This is a genomic window from Streptomyces sp. NPDC050508 (genome assembly GCF_040655155.1).
Classification (GTDB): Bacteria; Actinomycetota; Actinomycetes; order Streptomycetales; family Streptomycetaceae; genus Streptomyces.
Map to the genome: position 1 here is coordinate 610,273 of NZ_JBFAJJ010000004.1, position 22,932 is coordinate 633,204.

The 22,932-nt window shown below is 70.2% G+C and carries 16 protein-coding genes; 15 read left to right on the forward strand and 1 reads right to left on the reverse strand.

What is annotated here, in order from left to right; genetic code table 11:
• The 12 genes from AB0I69_RS15085 to AB0I69_RS15140 are packed head-to-tail and all read left to right on the forward strand — an operon-like array spanning position 1 to position 12,908.
• Positions 1-1,314 (forward strand): O-antigen ligase domain-containing protein, encoded by a 1,314-nt coding sequence (locus tag AB0I69_RS15085; protein WP_363096048.1) that lies wholly within the window; start codon positions 1-3, stop codon positions 1,312-1,314.
• A 2-nt stretch (positions 1,315-1,316) separates the two neighbouring features.
• Positions 1,317-2,558: a glycosyltransferase gene (locus AB0I69_RS15090; protein ID WP_363096049.1), complete on the forward strand. Its 1,242-nt coding sequence runs from the start codon at positions 1,317-1,319 to the stop codon at positions 2,556-2,558.
• Positions 2,555-3,808 carry a class I SAM-dependent methyltransferase gene (locus AB0I69_RS15095; protein ID WP_363096050.1) on the forward strand — a complete coding sequence of 418 codons (1,254 nt, stop codon included), beginning with the start codon at positions 2,555-2,557 and terminating at the stop codon, positions 3,806-3,808. Before AB0I69_RS15090 ends, AB0I69_RS15095 begins: the two co-directional genes overlap by 4 nt.
• Complete coding sequence (locus AB0I69_RS15100) at positions 3,805-4,599, forward strand: sugar phosphate nucleotidyltransferase (RefSeq protein WP_363096051.1); 795 nt, start codon at positions 3,805-3,807, stop codon at positions 4,597-4,599. Before AB0I69_RS15095 ends, AB0I69_RS15100 begins: the two co-directional genes overlap by 4 nt.
• Entirely contained in the window at positions 4,596-5,243 is a 648-nt protein-coding gene (locus AB0I69_RS15105) for a PIG-L deacetylase family protein (RefSeq protein ID WP_363096052.1), read from the forward strand. Before AB0I69_RS15100 ends, AB0I69_RS15105 begins: the two co-directional genes overlap by 4 nt.
• Positions 5,244-5,248: 5 nt before the next feature.
• Positions 5,249-6,274: an SDR family oxidoreductase gene (locus AB0I69_RS15110; protein WP_363096156.1), complete on the forward strand. Its 1,026-nt coding sequence runs from the start codon at positions 5,249-5,251 to the stop codon at positions 6,272-6,274.
• Positions 6,271-7,545 carry a DUF4910 domain-containing protein gene (locus AB0I69_RS15115; RefSeq protein WP_363096053.1) on the forward strand — a complete coding sequence of 425 codons (1,275 nt, stop codon included), beginning with the start codon at positions 6,271-6,273 and terminating at the stop codon, positions 7,543-7,545. The genes AB0I69_RS15110 and AB0I69_RS15115 overlap by 4 nt, the downstream gene beginning before the upstream one ends.
• Positions 7,542-8,849 (forward strand): hypothetical protein, encoded by a 1,308-nt coding sequence (locus tag AB0I69_RS15120; RefSeq protein WP_363096054.1) that lies wholly within the window; start codon positions 7,542-7,544, stop codon positions 8,847-8,849. Before AB0I69_RS15115 ends, AB0I69_RS15120 begins: the two co-directional genes overlap by 4 nt.
• Positions 8,846-9,793: a glycosyltransferase family 2 protein gene (locus tag AB0I69_RS15125; protein WP_363096055.1), complete on the forward strand. Its 948-nt coding sequence runs from the start codon at positions 8,846-8,848 to the stop codon at positions 9,791-9,793. Before AB0I69_RS15120 ends, AB0I69_RS15125 begins: the two co-directional genes overlap by 4 nt.
• Entirely contained in the window at positions 9,790-11,028 is a 1,239-nt protein-coding gene (locus AB0I69_RS15130; protein ID WP_363096056.1) for a polysaccharide pyruvyl transferase family protein, read from the forward strand. Before AB0I69_RS15125 ends, AB0I69_RS15130 begins: the two co-directional genes overlap by 4 nt.
• Positions 11,025-11,576 (forward strand): dTDP-4-dehydrorhamnose 3,5-epimerase, encoded by a 552-nt coding sequence (rfbC, locus tag AB0I69_RS15135; RefSeq protein ID WP_363096057.1) that lies wholly within the window; start codon positions 11,025-11,027, stop codon positions 11,574-11,576. Before AB0I69_RS15130 ends, rfbC begins: the two co-directional genes overlap by 4 nt.
• Positions 11,577-11,582: 6 nt before the next feature.
• Positions 11,583-12,908 (forward strand): glutamate-1-semialdehyde 2,1-aminomutase, encoded by a 1,326-nt coding sequence (locus tag AB0I69_RS15140; protein ID WP_363096058.1) that lies wholly within the window; start codon positions 11,583-11,585, stop codon positions 12,906-12,908.
• Positions 12,909-12,915: 7 nt separating this feature from the next.
• Here the strand turns inward: AB0I69_RS15140 and AB0I69_RS15145 are convergent, their stop codons facing one another.
• Entirely contained in the window at positions 12,916-13,650 is a 735-nt protein-coding gene (locus tag AB0I69_RS15145; protein WP_363096059.1) for a phosphatase PAP2 family protein, read from the reverse strand.
• Between the two features lie 267 nt (positions 13,651-13,917).
• On the opposite strand from AB0I69_RS15145, the gene AB0I69_RS15150 reads away from it, so the two are divergent.
• The 3 genes from AB0I69_RS15150 to AB0I69_RS15160 all read left to right on the forward strand — a co-directional run bounded on the left by AB0I69_RS15150 (position 13,918) and on the right by AB0I69_RS15160 (position 22,908).
• Positions 13,918-17,031: a carbohydrate-binding protein gene (locus tag AB0I69_RS15150; protein WP_363096060.1), complete on the forward strand. Its 3,114-nt coding sequence runs from the start codon at positions 13,918-13,920 to the stop codon at positions 17,029-17,031.
• A 253-nt stretch (positions 17,032-17,284) separates the two neighbouring features.
• Complete coding sequence (locus AB0I69_RS15155; RefSeq protein WP_363096061.1) at positions 17,285-20,845, forward strand: choice-of-anchor D domain-containing protein; 3,561 nt, start codon at positions 17,285-17,287, stop codon at positions 20,843-20,845.
• An 89-nt stretch (positions 20,846-20,934) separates the two neighbouring features.
• Entirely contained in the window at positions 20,935-22,908 is a 1,974-nt protein-coding gene (locus AB0I69_RS15160) for a discoidin domain-containing protein (RefSeq protein ID WP_363096062.1), read from the forward strand.
• Positions 22,909-22,932 lie beyond the last annotated feature (24 nt).

Below are 22,932 nucleotides of genomic sequence, written 5' to 3' on the forward strand. Positions count from 1 at the left end.
ATGGGTGAGAACCTCACGCGCGGACCGGACCCGGCGGGGACCCTGCCCGGCGCCGAACCGCGCCCCGCCGGCACACCGAGGATCGTCGGGATCGTCTGGGGGCTGCTGGTCCTCAACACGCTCGGCTCCGCCGGGGCGAAGACCATCGTCCCGCTGCCCCGCTCCCTCATCCAGATGGTCACCATGGGCTCGCTGGTCGCCGCGTTCGCGCTGGCGCTCGTGGCCAACCAACGGGTGCGCATCCGGCCCAGCGCCTACGTGCTCCTGCTCAGCCTGCTGCTGGTGTCGAGCGTGATCTCCAGCGCGAGCCTGGAGTCCGGGCTCGGCGCGCTGTTCCGCTGCTTCCGGCTGACCCTCTTCGTCGGCACCCTGTGGCTGCTCAGCCGCTGGTGGGACGGCAGCCTGACGTTCGTCCGCTACCACATTCGGATGTACTTCGCGGTGCTCGCATCGGTGGCCGCCGGCCTGGCCGTCTCACCGGGCAAGGCCCTGCCCGGCCTCTACGGCGGACGCCTAGTCGGCGCGTTGTGGCCGCTCACCCCGCCGCAGATCGGGCAGTACGCGGCGGTGATCATCGGGCTCACCGTGCTGCTCGTCATCGGTAAGCGGACCGACCGGACCAGCGCCGTGCTGGTCATCGTGCCGTCGTTCGTGCTGCTCGCGCTGACCCACACCCGGACGGCCACGCTCGGCCTGCTCCTCGGGCTGTCGCTGGCGATCGGCTCGCTCGTCCTGACCAGTGCCGCGGCCCGCCGCTTCTTCACCTGGGCGGTGTTGATCTCCGTGGTGGCCGCGGTCGGCTTCGCCTCCGCGCTGCAGGCCTGGTTCCTGCGCGGCCAGAGCCAGGAGAACTTCTCCAGTCTCACCGGCCGGGCCAAGGTCTGGAACGCCCTGCTGGCCGAGCCCCGGTCGGCCGCGGAGCAGGCGTTCGGAGTGGGCCTGGGCGACAAGTCGTTCGGCGGGCTGCCGATCGACAACAGCTGGCTGGCCGTCTACAACGAGCAGGGTCTGATCGGCGTCACCCTCGTCGCGGCGATCATCATCGTGCTGGGCGGCGTGGCGCTGCTGCGGCCACCGTCGCTGCAGCGGGCCTGCGCGATCTTCCTGATCAGCTACTGCGCCATCGCGTCGTACACCGAGGCCGGTCTCGGCGACGCCTCGCCGTATCTGCTCCATCTGGCCCTGGCCGCCGCGCTGTTGGCGGCCCCGGCCCCAGCCGCTCCGCTCTCGATGCCGTTTGCGAAGCCTCTCTCGACGCCCGAAGCCCCTCGACGGCACGTCCCGCGTTGGGCCCGTAGATCGGAGGTGAACTGAGCATGCACGTTCTCGTGGTGCACAACCGCTACAACTCGGCGCAGCCGAGCGGGGAGAACAAGGTCGTCGACCAGGAGGTGGAGCTGCTGCGTGCGGCCGGCCACCGGGTCGAGGTGTTCGAGCGGCGCAGCGACGACATCGGCGCCCGCTCCCTCCTCGGCAAGGTCGCGGTGCCGCTCCTCGTGCCGTGGAACCCGGCGGTGCGCACGGAGCTGGCCGCCAGGCTGCGCGCCGAGCGGCCGGACGTGGTGCACGTCCACAACGTGTTCCCGCTCCTGTCGCCCGCGGTGCTCGCCGCCTGCGCCGACGCCGGGGTGCCCGCCGTCGCCACGCTGCACAACTACACCCAGGTCTGCCCGCCCGGCACACTTCAGCGGGACGGCCACCCGTGCACGGAGTGCGTCGGATCGACACCGCTGCCCGCGGTCCGGCACGGCTGCTACCGCAACTCCCGCCTCGCGACGGTGCCCCTTGCGGTCAGCCTGTCGGTCAACCGGCGCCGGTGGTGGTCCGGAGTGGAACGGTTCCTCTGCATCTCCGGAGCGCAGCGCGACGTCCTGGTGCGGTCCGGCATGCCGGCCGACCGGCTGGTGGTGAAGCACAACTTCGTGCCCGACCCGGGCAGTTGCCGGGAAGGCGAGGGAGAGCAGCTGCTCTATCTCGGCCGGCTCGCGGAGGCCAAGGGCGTACGGCTGCTCATGGCCGCGTGGGACGAGCTCGCGGCGAGCGGCGGGGTGGGCGTCCCGCTCGTGATCGCCGGCACCGGGCCGCTGGAGAAAGAGGTGACCGCCTGGGCGGCCGGCCGCGACGACGTGCGCTACGTCGGCCTGCTGGACACGGCGGAGTGCCGGAAGGCCATCGAGCGGTCGGTCGCCGTGGTGGCTCCCTCGACCTGGCTGGAGGCGTTCGGCCTGGTGGTCGTGGAGGCGATGGCGGCCGGGGTCCCGACCGTCGCCGCCGGCCACGGCGCGTTCGTCGAACTCGTCGAGGACGGCGTCACTGGGCTGCTGCACCGGCCGGGCGAGCCCGGCTCGCTCGCGGCCTGCATCCGCCGGATCGCCGTCGACCCGGCCCGCAACCGGGAGATGGGCGAGGCGGCCCGGCGCCGCTACGAGCAGGGGTTCAGCCCGGCCGTCGGCCTGGAGCGCCTGTTGGAGGAGTACCGCACCGCCATCGCGGGACGGTCAGCAATGGCTCGTGGTGGGGACACCCACGCGAGCAGGGGGGATGGGGACAGCACATGACACGATGCCGACTCTGCGGCTCGGAAGCGATGGCGAGCGTCGTCGATCTTGGGGCGACACCGCCGTGTGAGAGCTTTCTCGCCGCGGACCAACTGGATCAGCCGGAGCCCGCGTACCCGCTGCACCTGCGGGTCTGCTCCGACTGCTGGCTCGCGCAGATTCCGCCGCTGATCACGCCGGAGGAGACGTTCAAGGAGTACGCGTACTTCTCCTCGTTCTCGACCTCCTGGGTGGAGCACGCGCGCACGTTCGTCGACGGCGCGGTGGACCGCCTCGGCCTCGGCACCGACGCCTTCGTGGTCGAGGTCGCGAGCAACGACGGCTACCTGCTGCGGCACGTGGTGGACCGGGGGATCCGCTGCCTGGGCATCGAGCCCTCGGTGAACGTCGGTGCCGCGGCGCGCGAGGCGGGGGTGCCCACGTTCACGGACTTCCTGAGCCCCGACACCGGCTCGGCCGTCCGCGCCGAGCACGGCCCGGCGGACCTGGTCGTGGCCAACAACGTGTACGCGCACATACCCGACGTTGTCGGCTTCACCCAGGGACTGCGCGCCCTGGTCGCCGACGACGGCTGGGTCTCCATCGAGGTGCAGCACCTGCTGACCCTCATCGAGGAGAACCAGTACGACACGATCTACCACGAGCACTTCCAGTACTACACGGTCGCCTCCGCGATCCGGGCCCTGGCGAGCGGCGGACTCACCCTCGTGGACGTCGAGTTGCTGCCCACGCACGGCGGCTCGATCCGCCTGTGGGCCAGGCCGGCCGAGGTGGCGGGGGAGCCGTCGCAACGGGTGACCGACGTGCTGGGCCGGGAGAAGGCCGCCGGGTTGCAGGAGCTGTCCGGGTACGCCGAGTTCTCCGCCCGGGTGGCCAAGGTGCGCCGGGACCTGCTGCGGCTCCTCATCGACGCGGCCGAGCGCGGCGAGACGGTCGTGGGCTACGGCGCCCCCGGCAAGGGCAACACCCTGCTCAACCACTGCGGCATCCGCCCCGACCTGCTCGCCTACACGGTCGACCGCAACCCGTACAAACACGGCAGGTTCACCCCCGGCACCCGCATCCCGATCCTGCCGCCCGAGCAGATAGCCGCCGACAAACCGGACTACGTCCTCGTCCTCCCGTGGAACCTGCGGGCCGAACTGGTCGAGCAGCTGTCCTACGTGCACGAGTGGGGCGGCTGGCTCGTCTTCCCCATCCCGGAACTGAGCATCGTCGAGGCCGCGCAGTCGAAAGAGGTCACAGCATGAAGGTCGTCCTGTTCTGCGGCGGTTACGGGATGCGCATGCGCAACGGAACCTCCGACGACGTCCCCAAGCCGATGGCGATGGTCGGGCCGAGACCGCTGATCTGGCATGTCATGCGCTACTACGCGCACTTCGGGCACAAGGAGTTCATCCTCTGCCTCGGCTACGGTGCCCACCACATCAAGGAGTTCTTCCTCAACTACGAGGAGACCGCCTCCAACGACTTCGTACTGCGCGGCGGTCAGACGGAGTTGCTCTCCACCGACATCGCCGACTGGACGATCACGTTCGCGCAGACCGGCATCGAGTCACCCATCGGGGAGCGGCTGCGCAGGGTGCGGCACCACCTGGACGGCGACGAGATGTTCCTCGCCAACTACGCCGACGTGCTCACCGACGCCCCGCTGCCGGAGATGATCGACCGGTTCGCCCGGCGCGACGCGGGCGCGTCGATGATGGTCGTGCCGCCACAATCCTCGTTCCACTGTGTGGAGTTGGGCGAGGACGGCCTGGTCGGCGGTATCACCGCGGTGAGCGACATGCCGCTCTGGGAGAACGGCGGCTACTTCGTCCTCCGCCAGGAGGTCTTCGACCACATACCGGAGAACGGTGACCTGGTCGCCGACGGATGTGCCCAACTGGCCAAGCGCGGGCGGCTGGTGGCGCATCAGCACCGCGGCTTCTGGAAGCCGACGGACACCGTGAAGGAGCGGGCCGCGCTCGACGAGGCCTACACCCGGGGCGACCGTCCGTGGGCCGTCTGGGAGCGGGACAGTGCCGGAGTCGGAGCGTGATCCGGCTCGGGGCCGGACCCCTTGACCGGATCGTCGCGGTGGGCGCGCACTGCGACGACATCGCCATCGGCGCCGGCGGCACCCTGCTGACGCTCTGCCAGGCGCGGCCGGGCATCAGCGTCGACGCGCTGGTGCTCTCCGGCGGCGGCACCGAGCGGGAGCAGGAGGAACAGGCCGCGCTCGCCGCCTTCTGCCCGGGCGCCGACCTGCGGCTGACCGTGCACAAGCTGCCGGACGGCCGGCTGCCCGCGCACTGGGAGGAGGCCAAGGCCGCGGTCGAGGAACTGCGCGAGCAGACCGACCCGGATCTGATCCTGGCCCCACGGACCGAGGACGCGCACCAGGACCACCGCGGCCTGGCGAAGCTGATGACCACCGCGTTCCGTGACCACCTCGTGCTCGGCTACGAGATCGTCAAGTGGGACGGCGACCTCGGCCGGCCGACGGCATACCAGCCGCTGTCGCCCGACACCGCGGAACAGAAGGTACGGCTGCTGCAGGAGCACTACCCCTCGCAGCGACACCGGCCCTGGTACGACCGCGAGGCCTTCCTCGGCCTCGCCCGGATCCGCGGCATCGAATGCCACGCGCACTATGCCGAGGCCTTCGCCGCCACCAAACTCACGCTCAACCTGGGGGGTTGAACACCTTGCGCGTACTACTGACCGGACACCAGGGCTACCTGGGCACCGTCATGGCCCCGATCCTCACCGCCGCCGGACACGAGGTCGTCGGCCTCGACTCCGGCCTGTTCGCCGACTCCGTCCTCGGCCCGGCGCCCGCCGACCCGCCGGGAGTGCGGGTGGACCTGCGCGACATCACCGCCGACCACGTGGCCGGAGTGGACGCGGTGATCCACCTGGCCGCGCTCTCCAACGACCCGCTCGGCTCACTGGCGCCGGAACTCACCTACGACATCAACCACCACGCGTCCGTACGGCTGGCCCAACTCGCCCGCGACGCCGGAGTACGCCGCTTCCTGTACGCGTCGACCTGCTCCGTCTACGGCGCCTCCGGTGGAGAGGGTCTGGTGACCGAGGACGCCCCGCTGCGCCCGGTGACGCCGTACGCGGAGTCCAAGGTGCGGGTCGAGGACGACGTGCACGAGCTCGCCGACGACGACTTCACCCCGGTGTTCATGCGCAACGCCACCGCCTTCGGCTACTCGCCCCGGCTGCGCGCCGACATCGTGCTGAACAACCTGGTGGGCCACGCGCTCCTGTCCGGCGAGGTGTTGGTGCTTTCGGACGGCACCCCCTGGCGTCCGCTGGTGCACGCCGCCGACATCGCCCGCGCCTTCACGGCCGCGCTGACCGCGCCGCGCGAAGCGGTGCACGACCGGGCGTTCAACATCGGCAGCGAGATCAACAACGTCACCGTCGCCGAGATCGCCGAGCAGGTCGCCGAGGCGGTGCCCGGCGCGAAGGTGGTGATCACCGGTGAGAACGGCGCCGACCCGCGGTCCTACCGGGTGGACTTCTCCCGCTTCCGCGCCGCGATCCCCGACTTCGACTGCGAGTGGACGGTGAAGCGGGGCGCGCTCGAACTCGCCGACGCCTACCGGAAGTTCGACCTGACCCGGGAGGCGTTCGAGCAGCGCTTCACCCGCCTCGCCGTGCTGCGCGCGGCGACCGAGGCCGGCACCGTCGACGACACCCTGCGGTGGCGCCGATGACCGACCCCGGCGAGGAGATGCACGCACTGGTGGAGCGGCTGTACCCGCTCTGCCGGAGCATCACCGGCGACGGTGTGCGCGCCACCCTGGACATCGTCGGCGAGTACCTCCCGTTGCAGGTGCACGAGGTGCCGACCGGGACGCAGGTCCTCGATTGGACCGTTCCACAGGAGTGGAACATCCGGGACGCGTACATCGCCGACAGCACCGGCCGGCGGGTCGTCGACTTCGCCGCGTCCAGCCTGCACGTGCTCGGCTACAGCGTCCCGGTGGCGAGGACCATGCCCTTGTCCGAGCTGCGCGCGCACCTGCACACCCTGCCGGACCACCCGAACTGGGTGCCGTACCGCACCAGTTACTACAAGCCGGAGTGGGGTTTCTGCCTGGCCCAGGAGACCTTGGACGCGCTGCCCGACGGCGAGTACGAGGTCCGCGTCGACTCCACCCTCGCGGACGGCCACCTCACCTACGCCGAACACGTGGTCCCCGGGCAGGTCGCCGACGAGGTCATCGTCTCCTGCCACACCTGCCACCCGTCGCTGGCCAACGACAACCTGGCCGGCATCGCGGTGGCGACGTTCCTCGCCCGGGAGCTGGCGGAGCAGACGCCGTACTACACCTACCGGTTCATCTACGCGCCCGGCACCATCGGGGCGATCACCTGGCTGGCCCGCAACGCGGAACGGGTGGAGCGGGTCAAGCACGGCCTCGTGCTGGCCTGCGCCGGCGACCCGGGCCAGGTGACGTACAAGCAGAGCAGGCGCGGCGACGCGGAGATCGACCGGGTGCTGCGGCACGTGCTGGCCGCGTCCGAACGCCCGCACCACGTCAACGAGTTCACCCCGTACGGCTACGACGAGCGGCAGTACTGCTCGCCCGGGTTCGACCTCGGCGTCGGCTCGCTCACCCGGACCCCGTACGCCGGCTACCCCGAGTACCACACCTCGGCGGACAACCCGGACTTCGTCTCCCCGGAGGCGATGGCGGACACCCTCGCCGTCTGCCGTGAGGCGTTCGCCGTCCTCGACCGCAACCGGCGGTACCTCAACCTCAGCCCCTACGGCGAACCACAGCTGGGCCGGCGCGGGTTGTACGACGCGCTCGGCGGACGCAGCGACACCAAGCAGGCCCAACTGGCCATGCTCTGGGTGCTCAACCTCTCCGACGGCGAGCACAGTCTGCTGGACGTCGCCGAACGGTCCGGGCTGCCGTTCGACGCCGTGGCCGCCGCGGCCGACGCCCTGTGCGGCGCCGAACTGATCAAGGCATGACGCCGATGACCACCCAGGGGGAGAATCCGCCGACAACGGCGCCACCGGCCGGGTCCGCCAAGCGGGCCCTCGTCGGCAGGCTGTCCTGGGGACTCGCCGACCAGGCGGCTTCCAGCATCAGCAACTTCGCGGTGGGCATCTACGTGGCCCGCTCGCTGGGGGTGACCGCGTTCGGCGTGTTCAGCCTCGCCTGGGTGACGTACGGCGTGGTGCTCAACGTCTCCCGAGGCCTTGCCACCGACCCGCTCGTGGTGCGCTTCAGCGGCGTGCCCGGCGCGTCCTGGCGCGGGGCGGTGGGCCGGTCGACGGGTACCGCACTCGGCGTCGGTGTCGCCCTCGGCGCGGTGTGTCTGCTGGCCGGGCTCGGCCTCGGCGGCCGGGTGGGGCCCGCGTTCGCCGCCCTCGGTCTCATGATGCCGGGGCTGCTGCTCCAGGACGCCTGGCGGTTCTCGTTCTTCGCCGCGGGCGCCGGACGCAAAGCGTTCCTCAACGACGTCGTGTGGGGTGTCGCACTCGTCCCGGCCATGGTGGTGGCGGCCCATGTGGGCACCGTGGCCGCTTTCGTGCTCGCCTGGGGCGCGTCCGCCACGGTGGCGGCGGGCTACGGCTACGTCCAGTCCGGCATCCGGCCCCGCACGACCGAGGCGCGCGCATGGCTCCGCGAGCAGAGCGATCTCGGCTACCGGTACCTGGTCGAGAACGTCAGCCTCAGCGGCGCGAGCCAACTGCGGGCGTACGGGCTCGGAGCGATCGTCGGCGTGAGCGCGGTCGGCGCGGTGCGGGGCGCCGAACTCCTGCTGGGCCCCTTCCTCGCCGTACTCATGGGGCTCTCGCTGGTCACCGTCCCCGAGGCGGCACGCGTGCTGCGGCAGGCCCCGCACCAACTCGGCAGGTTCTGCCTCCTCCTCGGCGGAGGTCAGGCCGCGGGAGCACTGCTCTGGGGCTCGGCACTGCTGCTGATGCCCGGCCGGCTCGGCGAGTTGGCGCTCGGCGACGTCTGGCACTCCTCCTCGCACCTCATCCTGCAGATCACCCTCAGCGTCGCGGGAGCGGGCCTCGGCACCGGCGCCGCGGCCGGACTGCGCGCGCTCGGCGCGGCCCGCCGCAGCCTGCGCTGCCAACTGTTCGCCTCCGCCTGCTACGTCGGCGGCGGACTCGGCGGCGCGGCCCTCGGCGGCACGGCCGGCTCGGCCTGGGGCGTCGCCGCCGCGACCATCAGCGGCTCGGCCGTGTGGTGGCTGCAACTGCGGTCCGCCCTGCGCGAGCGGCGCCGCGAACCCATCCCCGAAGTGAGGACCTCATGACCGACCGACCGAGGCTGAGCATCGGCCTGCCCGTGTACAACGGCGAGGAGTATCTGGCCGAGTCGTTCGACGCGCTGCTCGGCCAGACCTACGAGGACTTCGAACTGGTCGTCTCCGACAACGCCTCGACCGACGGGACCGAGGACATCTGCCGCAAGTACGCCGGGCAGGACTCCCGCATCCGCTACCTCCGGCTGCCCCGCAACATAGGCGCCACCCCGAACCACAACCACGTGTTCGCCGAGTCCCGCGGCGAACTGTTCAAGTGGGCCTCTCACGACGACCTCTACGGCCGCGACCTGCTGCGCCGCTGCGTCGAAGCACTGGACGAGCGGCCGGAGTTGATCCTCGCCCACACCGACCAGGCGGTCATCGACGGCGACGGCCAGGTGACCGTGCCCTACGACTACACGCTCGCCACCGACTCCCCGCACGCACCGGAACGCTTCCGCAGCCTGCTGTTCGAACCGGGCGGCGACGACTTCTACGGAGTGATGCGGGCCGACATGCTGCGCCGGGTGAGACCGATGGACAGCTACCACCACGCGGACCGCACGTTCGTCGCCGAGATCACCCTGCACGGGCCCTTCCACCAGGTGCCGGAGGTGCTGTACTTCCGCCGCGACCACCCCACCCGCGCCGAGCGGGCGAACCCCTCCAAGCGCGCCCGGTGCGTCAACCTGGACCCGCGCCGGGCAGGCCCGCTGCACCCGACTCCCCGGCTGCTCGCCGAGTACGTCTGGGGCTTCGCCTCGGCGATCCGGCGGGCGCCGCTGTCCCCGGCCGACCGGCGCGCCTGCTACCGCCACCTGGCCGCGTGGATGACCAGCCGGGTCCGGCCGGGCGCCGGCGAGCGGGTCGAGGACCGCGCCCCGGTCGACCCCGCCCAGCTCACGGTCTCCGTCGACGCCCTCGTCGCCGGCCGCGAAGGGAGGCACGCATGACGTCCACGGACGAACTTCCGGTGCGCGTCGGGGTGTTCGGCCTGCTCGGCTCCGGCAACCTCGGCAACGACGGGTCGCTCCAGGCCGTCCTCGGGTACCTGCGCGCCGACCACCCGGAGGCGGTCGTGGACGCGCTGTGCGGCGGGCCCGAGGCCGTGACCGCCCGGTTCGGGATCCCCGCCACGCGACTCCACTGGAACCGCGCCGAGTACCGGACCGCGTCACGCGTCGGCTCGATCGCGGCGAAGGGCCTGGGCAAGTTCGTCGACGTCTTCCGCACCGCGGCTTGGGTGCGTCGCCACGACGTGGTGATCGTGCCGGGCATGGGCGTCCTGGAAGCCACCCTGCCGCTACGGCCATGGGGTTTCCCGTACTCGCTGTTCCTGCTCTGCGCGAGCGGCCGACTGATGCGCACCCGGGTCGCGTTGGTCAGCGTCGGCGCCGCAGAGATCCGCAACCGGCCCACCCGCGCCCTGGTCCGCTGGTCGGGGCGCCTGGCCGCCTACCGGTCCTACCGGGACGCCCAATCCAGGGACGCGATGCGGGCGATGGGCGTGAACACCGCGCGCGACGAGGTCTACCCGGACCTCGCCTTCTCCCTGCCGGCACCGCAGGCGAGCGCACCCTCGGACGCGCCGGGCCCGGTCTGCGTCGGCGTCATGGACTTCCACGGCGGCAACGACGACCGCGCCCGGGCCGACGAGATCTACCGGCGCTACCTCGACGGGACGATCCGGTTCGTCCGCACGCTGGTCGAGGAGGGCAGACCGGTCCGGCTGCTCACCGGCGACCGCTGCGACGCCACGGTGGTCGCCGCGATCCTCGAAGCGGTCGACTCACCACTGGTCACCGCCGCCGAACCGACTTCCCTGGACGACCTGATGAACGAGATGGTCGCCGCCGACACCGTGGTGGCGGTCCGCTACCACAACCTGATCTGCGCGCTGAAGACCGGCACACCGGTGCTCGCGCTCAGCTACGCGGCGAAGAGCGACGCGCTCATGGAGCGGATGGGCCTCGGCGCGTACTGCCACCCGGCCCGCGAGGTCGACGCCGACCGGCTGCTGGAGCAGTTCCGGGCGCTGGAGAAGCGCTCGCCCGAACTGCGGCAGACCCTCGCCGAGCGGAACCTGGCCGCCGCCCGCCAACTGCAGGACCAGTTCGGCTCGTTGACCGCGGCCGTGTTCCCCGCGACCGGCCACACCCGTGCTCACGCCCGCCAGGAGTCTCCATGAAAGCGACCGAAGTCCCGGAGATCACCGGCGCGTTCCTCTTCGAGCCGACGCCGCACGCCGACGAACGCGGCTTCTTCTGCCGCACCTTCGACGCCGACGTGGTCCGCTCGGTGGGCCTCGATCCGGACGCCTTCGTCCAGGACAGCCTGTCCCGCTCGGTCCGGGGCGTGGTGCGCGGCCTGCACCTGCGATCCGGCGCGGGCGAGGCCAAGTTGGTGCGGTGCTCGTACGGGCGGATCTTCGACGTCGTCGTGGATCTGCGGCCGGATTCCCCGACTTACCGCAATTGGTCCTCCTTCGAACTCACAGGGGAATCACAGAAAACTCTTTACATTCCCGCGGGATGCGCGCACGGTTTTCAGGCCCTGACCGACACCGCCGACACCTCGTACCGGATCGACCGACCGCACGATCCGACCGAGGACGTGACCATCGCCTTCGACGACCCGGAGCTCGCCCTTCCCTGGCCGCTGCCGGTGGCACTGATGTCCCAGCGGGACCGTGAGGCGCCGAGCCTCGCCGAGGTCCTGAAGCACAGAGAAAGCTGAGGTCCCGTGGACACCGAAGAGCTTCACCTGCCCCTGTCGCGGACAGCCAACGAGCGGCTGCACGCCATGATCCCCGGGGGCGCTCACACCTACGCCAAGGGCGACGACCAGTACCCCGAGAACCTGGCCCCGGTCATCAGCCACGGCAGCGGTGCCCACGTGTGGGACGTCGACGGCAACCGCTACATCGAGTACGGCTCCGGCCTGCGGTCGGTCAGCCTCGGTCACGCCCACCCGCGCGTGATCGAGGCGGTGCGGCGGGAACTCGGCCGCGGCAGCAACTTCGTCCGGCCGTCCATCGTGGAGGTCGAGGCCGCCGAACGCTTCCTGGCCACCGTGCCGACCGCCGAGATGGTGAAGTTCGCGAAGAACGGCTCCGACGCCACCTCCGCCGCGGTACGCCTCGCCCGCGCCGCCACCGGCCGCTCGCGGGTGGCCCTCTGCTCCGACCATCCGTTCTTCTCCGTCGACGACTGGTTCATCGGCACGACACCGATGTCCGCCGGCATCCCGTCGGCGACCACCGAGCTCATCGCGTCCTTCCCCTACGGTGACCTGGCCGCCACGGAGGAACTGCTCAACCGGCACCCGGACGACATCGCCTGCCTGATCCTCGAACCCGCCACCCACACCGAGCCGCCGCCGGGCTACCTCGCCGGCCTGCGCGACCTCGCCGACCGGCACGGCTGCGTCCTGATCTTCGACGAGATGATCACCGGCTTCCGCTGGTCCGAGGCGGGCGCCCAGGGCCTCTACGGCGTCGTCCCCGACCTCTCCACGTTCGGCAAGGCGCTGGGCAACGGGTTCGCCGTCTCCGCGCTGGCCGGGCGCCGCGACCTGATGGAGCGGGGCGGGCTGCGTGAATCCGGCGACCGGGTGTTCCTGCTGTCCACCACGCACGGCGCGGAGACGCACTCCCTGGCAGCCGCGATGGCCGTACAGACCACCTATGTCGAGGAGGGCATCACCGCGCGGCTGCATACCCTTGGCGAGCGGCTGGCCGCCGGTGTCCGCGACGCCGCGACCGCCATGGGCGTCGGCGACCACGTCGTCGTCCGGGGCCGGGCCAGCAACCTGGTCTTCGCCACCCTCGACGAGAACCTGCAACCGTCGCAGGAGTACCGCACCCTGTTCCTGCGCCGGCTCCTCGCGGGCGGAGTGCTGGCCCCGTCCTTCGTGGTGAGCAGCGCACTCGACGACGAGGACATCGACCGCACCGTCGACGTGGTGGCCCAGGCATGTGCGGTGTACCGGAAGGCTCTGGACGCCACCGACCCCACCCCCTGGCTGGCCGGGCGAGCGGTGAAGCCGGTGTTCCGCCGCCTGGTGTGAGGTGACGTCAGCGGTGCTCGCGCCGACCGGCGTCGGCCGTCCGGCGGGCCGGCCGATCGCCCAGTCGGTCGGCCGTACGGTCGACCAGCCACGCGGTCGCCGGAATCACCGCCAGCGCGGTGCACCAGCCGCCGAGAGCGTCGGTCGGGTAGTGCGCGCCCAGCCCGACCTCCGCCCAGCCCATGATCGCGCCGGCCACCAGCCCCGCCGCGAGCACGAGTGACATACCGGCCGTCCTGCCGAGGCCGAGCCGGCCCGTCGCGAACAGCGCCGCCATGAGGGCGAGCGCGGTGGCGAAGGCGGTGTGCCCGCTCGGGTACGACAGGTTGCCGGGCCCGTGGATGGTTCGTCCCACCACGTGCTTGAGCACCGTGGTCGTCCCCACGGTCGCACCGGCCCCGGCAACGACGAGCACGGCCGCACGGGGAAGCCGAAGCACGAGACAGCCCACCACACCGGCCACGATCACCATCGCCGATCCCGCGGGTTCCCCCAAGAAGTCCAGGACCAGGGCGACTTGGCGCCACGGCGGGCGCACACTGTCCGCCGTCGGCGGGACGATCCACCTGTCGACCGCGCCGGGCTCGCTGTGGCCGGAGTACAGCACCCCGAGCGCGACGACCATCAGCGTGGCGAGGGCCGCGATCAGCCCGAGCCACTGGCGCAGTGACGGGGGCAGTACCGATGGCGCCGGTCGACCTGCGGTAGTGACATTGTTCCGCTGCCGCCCGCCGTGATCCAACGCGAGCCCCCCCGTCGTGTCCGATTCACTCTCCAGCGAGCCATAGCACCCTAACCGCATTCCGGTCGCGGCAAGGCTGCGTCCGGAGAAGTGGTGGACGGCCGTTCCCGAGCCGTTCGCGATCTCCTGCACCTAATTTGCGGCGCTTGGCAAGAAACTTGCAATTGCTTGCATGAATCATTCTTTACTTCGTCGGAATCTAGCGGGGTGGATGCGTGCTCTGTACGGTCGGGGCGCCGGTTCCCCGAACTCCTGAAGGAGCATCAGATGCTGACGATCCCCAGACCCCGGCGACTGGCGGTGGCTGCCGTCGCCGCGGTCGGCGCGCTGTGCGTGTCCGTCTTACCGGCCGCCGCCACACAGGATGCGCCGCCGTCCAGGACGGCGGCCAACGCGACAGCGAGCGCGGCGGTGGGTGCGACGACCCCGTTCTCGGTCTACGAGGCCGAGGGCGGAACTCCGGCCGGGGGCGCGGCCGTCCGGTCGCTGACCTCGGCGCCGACGACGCAGTACTCGAACGCATCCCTGGAGGCCTCGGGCCATTCCTACGTCCACCTGGACGGCACGGGCCAGTCGGTGCAGTGGACGAACACCACCGGACAGCCGATCTCCTTCCTCAACGTCCGCGCCAGCATCCCGGATTCGGCATCCGGCGGTGGCGAGACCGGCACGCTGAACTTGTACGTCGACGGGGTGTTCCGGCAGGCCCTGGACCTCAACTCGCGGCAGAGCTGGGTGTACGAGGGCAACGGCAACTACAACACCAGCGACGACCAGAACCCGGCCGACGGCGACCCGAGGGTCTTCTGGGACGAGTCGCACACCTTCGTCACCGGGGCCCCGATCCCGGCGGGCGCCACGTTCTCGCTCCGCAAGGACTCCGACAACAGCGCGTCCTCCTACGACGTGGACTCCGTCGACGTGGAGAACCCGCCGGCGCCGCAGACGCAGCCCGCGAACTCGATCTCGATCACGAGCTGCGGCGCGGTGGCGGACGACACCCCGACCAACGGCGCGGCCGACAGCCGGTCCGTGGACAGCCGGGCCGCCATCCAGAACTGCATCGACCAGGCACAGGAGCAGAGCAAGATCCTCTGGATCCCGCAGGGCACCTTCTACGTGAAGGGCACCGCGGGCCTGAACGCACAGGGGATCACCATCGCGGGCGCGGGCCTCTGGTACAGCACGGTCTACCGTGACGTACCCGTCCCCAACTCCACCCCGCTGGCAGCCCTGTTCGACCTGACCTCCTGCACTGTGCGTGACTTCCACATCGACGCCAACGCCGTCAGCCGGAGCACCATCGGCGGGGACGGCGGCGCGATGGACACCACCGGCACCGACTGGCTGGCCGACGGCATCTGGACCCAGCACACCATGTCCGGCTTCTGGGCCTCCGGCACCGGCGGGACGGTGAAGAACAGCAGGCTGACGTCGATCTGGGCCGACGGGATCAACGTCAACAACGTGTCGCTGAACGCGGACACCGGCAACAACCTGACGGTCACCAACAACTTCGTCCGCGGCACCGGGGACGACGCGATCGCCATCAACTCGGTGGCCTACAACACCAACAGCGACGGCTCCCAGACCCACTACAACCCGATGACCGATGTCACCGTCAGCGACAACACCTCGATCGCACCGTGGGGCGGCAAGGGCATCGGGATCTACGGCGGCAGCGGCCACCAGGTCAAGAACAACTACATCAGCGACACCGCCCGCTACATCGGCCTGGGCGCCGGCCGCTTCGGTGTCAACGGCAGCGACCTGCTGTCCGCGACCGTGACCGGCAACACCGTGGTCCGCTCCGGCGGCAACGCCTACAGCCAGGGCCAACCCGCCCTGCACATCGGCAACGGCGGCGACGGACAGAACACCGGGACCGTCGACAGGGTCACGGTGACCGGCAACACCGTCACCGACTCCCTCTACGACGGGATCGCCTTCTCCACCTCGACCAACACCCTGCTCCAGGACAACACCGTCAGCAGTCCCGGCCGCAACGGCATCGCGATCTCGCCGCCGTTCTACCCCGCGCCCACCGGCTCCGCGACGATAACCGGCAACACGGTCACGGGACTTGGCTCCGGCACCTCGGCCTTCGTCAACAACTCCACCGGATTCGTCGCGACGTTGAGCGACAACCACTGGCCGCCACCCGCTCCCGAGGGCCCCTATGGCGGCACCCCGGCCGCCGTGCCTGGAACGGTCCAGGCGGAGGACTACGACACCGGCGGCCAGGGCGTGGCCTACAACGTCACCTCCGTCAACGGCAACGCCAACTCCTACCGCGCCGACGGCGTCGACCTCGACAACACCTCGGACACAGGCGGCGGTTACAACCTGGGCTGGACCGGCGCAGGCCAGTGGTTCCGCTACACCGTCGACGTCGCCGCGGCCGGTACCTACACCCTCGACCTCCGCATCGCGGCCCCGTCCGCGGTGTCCGGCGCGCTGCACCTGTCGGACGCCTCCGGCACGAACCTCACCGGAGCCGTCGACCTGCCCGCCACCGGCGACTGGCAGACCTGGGTCACCGCGACCACGCAGGTGACCCTGCCTGCCGGTCGGCAGACCCTGACCCTTAACCAGGACAGCGGCGGCTGGAACATCAACAACTTCAGCTTCGCCACGGGGAGCAGCTCACCGTCGGCCACCCTGACCGCGTCTCCCGGATCACTCACCTTCGCCGACCAGGCGGTGAACACCACCAGCGCCGCACAGACCGTCACGGTCACCAACTCCGGTGCCGCCACGGCCTCGTTGACCGGAATCACCACCGGCGGTGACTACGCCCAGACCAACACCTGCGGCACCTCGCTGGCCGCCGGAGCGAACTGCACGGTCTCCGTCACCTTCGGACCCACCGCCTCCGGCACCCGCACCAGCACCCTCACCGTGACCGGCAACCAGTCCAACAGCCCCACCACGGTGGCCCTTTCGGGCACCGGCACCGACCCGACCGGGACCGACCTCGCCTCAGGCAGGCCCACCAGCGAGTCCAGCCACACCGATGTATACCCGTCCTCGAACGTGACGGACGGCAACCAGGGTTCCTACTGGGAGAGCGCCAACAACGCGTTCCCGCAGTGGGTCCAGGTCGACCTGGGCTCGGCCCGGAGCGCCTCCCGCGTGGTTCTGCAACTGCCCGTCGGCTGGGGCGCCCGCACCCAGACCCTGACCCTCGGCGGCAGCACCGACGGCACCACCTTCACCCCCCTGAAGTCCTCGGCGGCCTACACCTTCGACCCGAACACCAAGAACACCGTGACGCTCACCTTCCCCGCCGCCACCCGGCGCTACTACCGCGTCACCATCACCGCCAACAACGGCTGGCCCGCGGGCCAGGTGTCCGAATTCCAGGTCTGGAGCGCCTGACCCCGCCCGCCTCCTCACCCCACCCTCCCCACGGTGCCGCCGGACAACCCGTCCGGCGGCACCGTCGTGTGTGCGGACGCCCGGGATCTTGCGGGATACATTTTTGTTTGTTGCAAAGCTCTGTCTAGTTATTGCGTGATCATGCCAAGGATATTACGGTCCCCCATGCATCGTCACCGGCCCCCCGTCTCCCGTCCCTCTCTGGCGGCGCCAGCGCGACAGTTCCGGCATTTCATTACGTAAGGAGTGGCACGTGTTCCATTCCATCCGAGATCTGAGACGAGCCCTCGTCTGCGCGGTCAGCACCGTGATGCTGGCCGCCGTAGGCGTGTTCGCTCTGGCTGTCCCACCCGCCGCGGCGGCGTCCACAGCCACCGGCGGCAGCGGCGCGAGCCTGCCCTACGTCGAGGTGCAGGCGGAGAACTCCGCCACCAACGGCACGAACATCGGCCCGAGTTACACCCAGGGCCAGCTCGCCGACGAGGCGTCGTACCGCAAGGCGACGACGCTCCAGGGCACCGGCCAGTACGTCACGTTCACCACGCCGGTGGCGACCAACTCGATCAACTTCCGGTACAGCATTCCCGACACTTCGGGCGGCTCGGTCTACACCGCCGCGCTGTCGCTGTACGTCAACGGCGTCAAGCAGCCCGACTTCACCCTGACCAACGCCTACAGCTGGTACTACGGCAGCTACCCCTTCACCAACACGCCGGGCAGCAACCCGCACCACTTCTTCGACGAGGCCCACCGCCTGTTCTCCAGCACCTATCCGGCCGGAACGACCTTCAAGTTCCAGGTCGACTCGGGGGACACCGCCTCCTCGTACACGCTCGACTTCGCCGACTTCGAGCAGGTCGGCGCCGCCCCGGCCGCCCCCTCGGGCGCGGTGTCGGTGACCAGCAAGGGCGCCGATGCGACCGGCGTGGCCGACGCGACCAGCGCCTTCAACGCCGCGATCAGCTCGGCGGGCCCCGGCGGCACCGTGTGGATCCCGCCGGGCACCTTCAACATCCCCGGCCACATCAGCGTCAACAACGTCACGATCGCCGGCGCCGGCATGTGGTACGCGACCGTCACCGGCACGGCTCCCGGTTTCTACGGCAACTCGGCGCCCAACGCGAGCACCGGTGTGCGCCTGCAGAACTTCGCGATCTTCGGCAATGTGCAGGAACGCGACGACAGCGCCCAGGTCAACGGCATCGGCGGCGCGCTGAGCGACTCGACCGTCTCCAACCTGTGGATCGACCACATGAAGGTCGGCGCCTGGATGGACGGGCCCATGGACGGGCTGACGTTCACCGGCATGCGCATCCGTGACACCACCGCCGACGGCATCAACTTCCATGGTGGCGTCACCAACTCGAAGGTGACCAACAGCGACATTCGCAACACCGGCGACGACGGCGTCGCCACCTGGGCGGACTCCGGCGTCGGCGCCGACGCCAACGACACGATCTCCAACAACACCGTGTCCCTGCAGATCCTCGCCAACGCCATCGCGATCTACGGCGGCCACGACAACACTGTCAGCGGCAACCGCGTGGTGGACACCGGCATCGCCCAGGGCGGCGGCATCCACGTGGGGCAGCGCTTCACATCGACGCCGGTCGGCACCACCACGATCTCCGACAACACCATGGTCCGGGCCGGCAGCCTCGACCCGAACTGGCAGTTCGGCGTGGGTGCGTTGTGGTTCGACGGCAGCCAGGGCGCCATCACCGGCCCCATCAACGTGACCAACGCGCTGATCCAGCAGAGCCCCTACGAAGCGGTCCAGTGGGTCGAGGGCACCATCAGCGGGGTCAACCTCAACAACGTGACCATCGCCGGCACCGGAACCTTCGCCCTCCAGGAACAGACCGGCGGCGCCGCCAAGTTCACCAACGTCACGGCCACCGGCGTCGGTTACTCCGCCCCGGTCTACAACTGCTCGGGCGGCAACTTCGTCGTCACCGACGGCGGCGGCAACTCCGGCATCAGCGGCACGCCGTACTGCGGCGGTTGGCCGACTCCGGTCTTCCCGCCCTACCCGCCCGAAGGCGTGACGGCCACCCCCGGCGCGCTCAACTTCGGTTCCGTGGCGACCGGTTCGACGAGCACCGCACAGACCGTGACCGTCTCCAACCCGACCAGCACCGCCGCGTCCGTCTCGTCGATCTCCACCAGCGGCGACTACTCCCAGACCAACACCTGCGGTTCGTCGATCGCGGCCAACGGCTCGTGCACCGTCAGCGTGAAGTTCGCCCCGACGGCGACCGGCAGCCGTAGCGGATCCCTGACCGTCAACGCGGGCGGGATCACCAACACGGTCAGCCTCTCCGGTACCGGCACCGCGCCGGGCCCGGTGCTGAACACCGACCCGGGGAGTCTGTCCTTCGCCGGTACGGTGGTCGGCTCGTCGGCCACCGCGCAGACGGTGACGGTGACGAACTCGGGCACCGCGTCGGCGACCGTCTCGGCCGTCGCGGCGACCGGTGACTTCAGCCAGACCAACAACTGCTCCACCCTCACGGTCGGCGCCTCCTGCACGGTGAACGTCGGCTTCAAGCCCACCACGGGCGGGTCCCGCACCGGCAACCTGACCATCACCAGCAACGCCAACAACAGCCCGACCACCGTCACCCTGACCGGCACCGGCATCGACAGCACCACGAACATCGCCGCAGGGCGGCCCGCGTCGGCGAGTTCGAGCACGAGTCCCTACGTCGCCTCGAACCTCACCGACACGGACGCGTCGACGTACTGGGAGGGCACGGACGGTTCGTTCCCGCAGTGGGCCCAGGTCGACCTCGGCCAGAACTACGGCGTCGGCAAGGTCGTGCTCAAGCTCCCGCCGGCGACGGCGTGGTCCACCCGCACGCAGACCCTGTCGGTGCAGGGCTCCACGGACGGCTCCAGCTTCTCCACGATCAAGGCCTCGGCCGGGTACACCTTCGACCCGAGCGCCAACAGCAACACAGTCACCATCACGTTCAGTTCGGCCACGGCACGATACGTGCGAGTGAACATCACCGCCAACACGGGCTGGAACGCTGCCCAGTTGTCGGACTTCGAGGTGTTCCCCAGCGACGGCGGCTCCTCACCGGCGACCCTGTCGGCCAGCCCGACATCGTTGACGTATCCCACCCAGGCGCTCAACACCGCCAGCAGCGCGCAGTCGGTCACGGTGACCAACACCGGAACCGCCGCCGCGACCGTCTCCGGCATCACCGCCACGGGCGACTTCGCGCAGACCAACACCTGCGGGACGTCGATCGCGGCGGGAGCCTCCTGCACGGTGGCCGTCACGTTCACGCCCACCGCGTCCGGCACCCGCACCGGTGATCTCAGCATCGCCAGCAACGCGTCGAACGGCACGACCACGGTCGCACTGACCGGAGTTGGCGCCGGCACGGTGAGCAGGAACCTGGCGGCCGGCGCGGCCACCACCGAGTCCAGCCACACCGACGTGTACGCGTCGTCGAACGTGACGGACGGCAACCAGGGCACCTACTGGGAGAGCGCCAACAACGCCTTCCCGCAATGGGTGCAGGTGGACCTCGGTTCGGCGCAGAGCACCAGCCGCGTCGTCCTCCAGCTCCCCGCGACCTGGGGCGCCCGCAACCAGACGCTGTCCCTGTCGGGCAGCACCGACGGCGCCGCCTTCACCACCCTCAAGTCGTCGGCGACGTACACCTTCGACCCCACCACCAACAACACGGTCACCCTCACGTTCACCGCGACCACCGAGCGATACCTCCGGGTGAACATCACGGCGAACAACGGCTGGCCGGCCGGTCAGATCTCGGAGTTCCAGGTCTGGAACAGCTGATCCGAGCCGAGGGTGTCGCCGGGCGCGAGCGGGAACACGCTCACGCCCGGCGACACCGACCACCTGAAGAGGAGCCCGGAGGAATCCACATGGGTGTCACACGCAGAGTCTTCTTGAGAGCCGCGATCGCGACCACCGCCGTAGGAACGGTGGGAGCGACCGAGACCGCACTCGCGCCCACCGCGTCGGCGGCCAGCGGGCCGGGCGACGTCGTCGGCAAGGTCACCGTCGGCTACCAGGGCTGGTTCGCCTGCATCGGCGACGGCGCGCCCATCAACGGCTGGTGGCACTGGACCCAGAACTGGAGCCAGCCCCCGTCCCCGACCAACACCGGCATCAAGTGCTGGCCCGACATGCGCGACTACACCAACACGTACCAGACGTCGTACGCCGCCCTCGGCAACGGCCAGCCCGCCACGCTGTTCTCCTCGTACGACCAGCAGACGGTGAACACCCACTTCCTGTGGATGCAGCAGAACAACATCGACACGGCAGCCCTGCAACGCTTCAACCCGACCGGCGGCGAGGGTCCCACCCGCGACGCCGTGGCGACCAAGGTGCGCAGCGCCGCCGAGTCGTACGGCCGGAAGTTCTACATCATGTACGACGTCTCCAACTGGACGAACATGCAGTCCGAGATCAAGACGGACTGGACGAACAAGATGTCCGCCCACACCGCGAGTTCGGCCTACGCGAAGCAGAACGGCAAGCCGGTCGTCTGTATCTGGGGCTTCGGCTTCAACGACCCCAACCACCCCTTCACCGCCGACGCCTGCCTCGATGTCGTCAACTGGTTCAAGGGACAGGGGTGTTACGTCATCGGCGGCGTCCCGCGCGAATGGCGGACGGGGACCGGGGGCTCACAGTCCGGCTTCCTGGGCGTCTACCACGCCTTCAACATGATTTCGCCCTGGATGGTCGGCGCCATCGGCAACGTGACCGAGGCCGACAACGCGTACACCACCTACACCGTCCCCGACCAGGCCGACTGCAACGCCAACGGCATCGACTTCCAGCCCTGCGTCCTGCCCGGCGACGTCTCAGGCCGGCAGCGCGCGCACGGCGACTTCATGTGGCGGCAGTTCTACAACATGGTGCGGGCCGGGGTGCAGGGCATCTACATCTCCATGTTCGACGAGTACAACGAGGGCAACCAGATCGCCAAGACCGCCGAGACCCAGGCCTGGGTGCCCACCAACTCCGGGTTCCTCGCCCTCGACGAGGACGGCACCGCCTGCTCCTCCGACTACTACCTGCGCCTGACCGGCGACGGCGGCCGCATGCTCAAGGGCCAGCTCGCGTTGACCGCAACTCGCCCCACCCAGCCGGTGGTTCCGAACGGCGGCGACACCACACCGCCCGCCACGCCGGGCGGCCTGACAGTCACCGGGCACACCAGCGACTCCGTCTCGCTGAGCTGGAACACGGCGACCGACAACGTCGGCGTGAGCGGCTACCGCGTCCTTCAGGTGTCCGGCTCGACCAGCACCCAGGTGGGTACCACCGGCTCAACCTCCTTCACCGTCACGGGACTTGGCGCGTCCACCGCTTATGCCTTCGACGTCGTCGCCTACGACGCGGCGGGCAACGTGTCGCAGCCCTCCAACCAGGTCACCGTCACCACCGACCCCCCGTCCAGCACCACCAACTTGGCTCTCCACCGCCCCACTTCGGAGAGCAGCCACACCCAGACGTACGCCTCGGGCAACGCGACCGACGGTGACACCACCACCTACTGGGAGTCCGCCAACAACGCCTTCCCGCAGTGGGTCCAGGTCGACCTGGGCGCCACGACCGGCGTCAGACGGATCGTCCTGAAACTTCCCCCGGCCACCGCCTGGGCCACCCGTACCCAGACCCTCTCCGTCCAGGGCAGCACGGACGGCGGCACCTTCACCCAGCTGCTCGCCTCGGCGGGCTACACCTTCGACCCGGCCACCGGCAACACCGCGACCCTCACGCTCCCCTCCACCGCCACCACCCGCTACGTACGACTCAACATCACCGCGAACAACGGCTGGCCGGCCGGACAGGTCTCGGAGTTCCAGGTCTTCGGCGCCTGACGAACAGGGCCTCTCGCGGCAGTT

Bases quoted from the DNA above. Each gene is read 5' to 3' on its own strand.
- AB0I69_RS15090 (WP_363096049.1), top strand. From the start codon at position 1,317: ATGCACGTTCTCGTGGTGCACAACCGCTACAACTCGGCGCAGCCGAGC.
- AB0I69_RS15130 (WP_363096056.1), top strand. From the start codon at position 9,790: ATGACGTCCACGGACGAACTTCCGGTGCGCGTCGGGGTGTTCGGCCTG.
- rfbC (WP_363096057.1), top strand. From the start codon at position 11,025: ATGAAAGCGACCGAAGTCCCGGAGATCACCGGCGCGTTCCTCTTCGAG.
- AB0I69_RS15115 (WP_363096053.1), top strand. From the start codon at position 6,271: ATGACCGACCCCGGCGAGGAGATGCACGCACTGGTGGAGCGGCTGTAC.
- AB0I69_RS15095 (WP_363096050.1), top strand. From the start codon at position 2,555: ATGACACGATGCCGACTCTGCGGCTCGGAAGCGATGGCGAGCGTCGTC.
- AB0I69_RS15160 (WP_363096062.1), top strand. From the start codon at position 20,935: ATGGGTGTCACACGCAGAGTCTTCTTGAGAGCCGCGATCGCGACCACC.
- AB0I69_RS15120 (WP_363096054.1), top strand. From the start codon at position 7,542: ATGACGCCGATGACCACCCAGGGGGAGAATCCGCCGACAACGGCGCCA.
- AB0I69_RS15125 (WP_363096055.1), top strand. From the start codon at position 8,846: ATGACCGACCGACCGAGGCTGAGCATCGGCCTGCCCGTGTACAACGGC.
- AB0I69_RS15100 (WP_363096051.1), top strand. From the start codon at position 3,805: ATGAAGGTCGTCCTGTTCTGCGGCGGTTACGGGATGCGCATGCGCAAC.
- AB0I69_RS15085 (WP_363096048.1), top strand. From the start codon at position 1: ATGGGTGAGAACCTCACGCGCGGACCGGACCCGGCGGGGACCCTGCCC.
- AB0I69_RS15150 (WP_363096060.1), top strand. From the start codon at position 13,918: ATGCTGACGATCCCCAGACCCCGGCGACTGGCGGTGGCTGCCGTCGCC.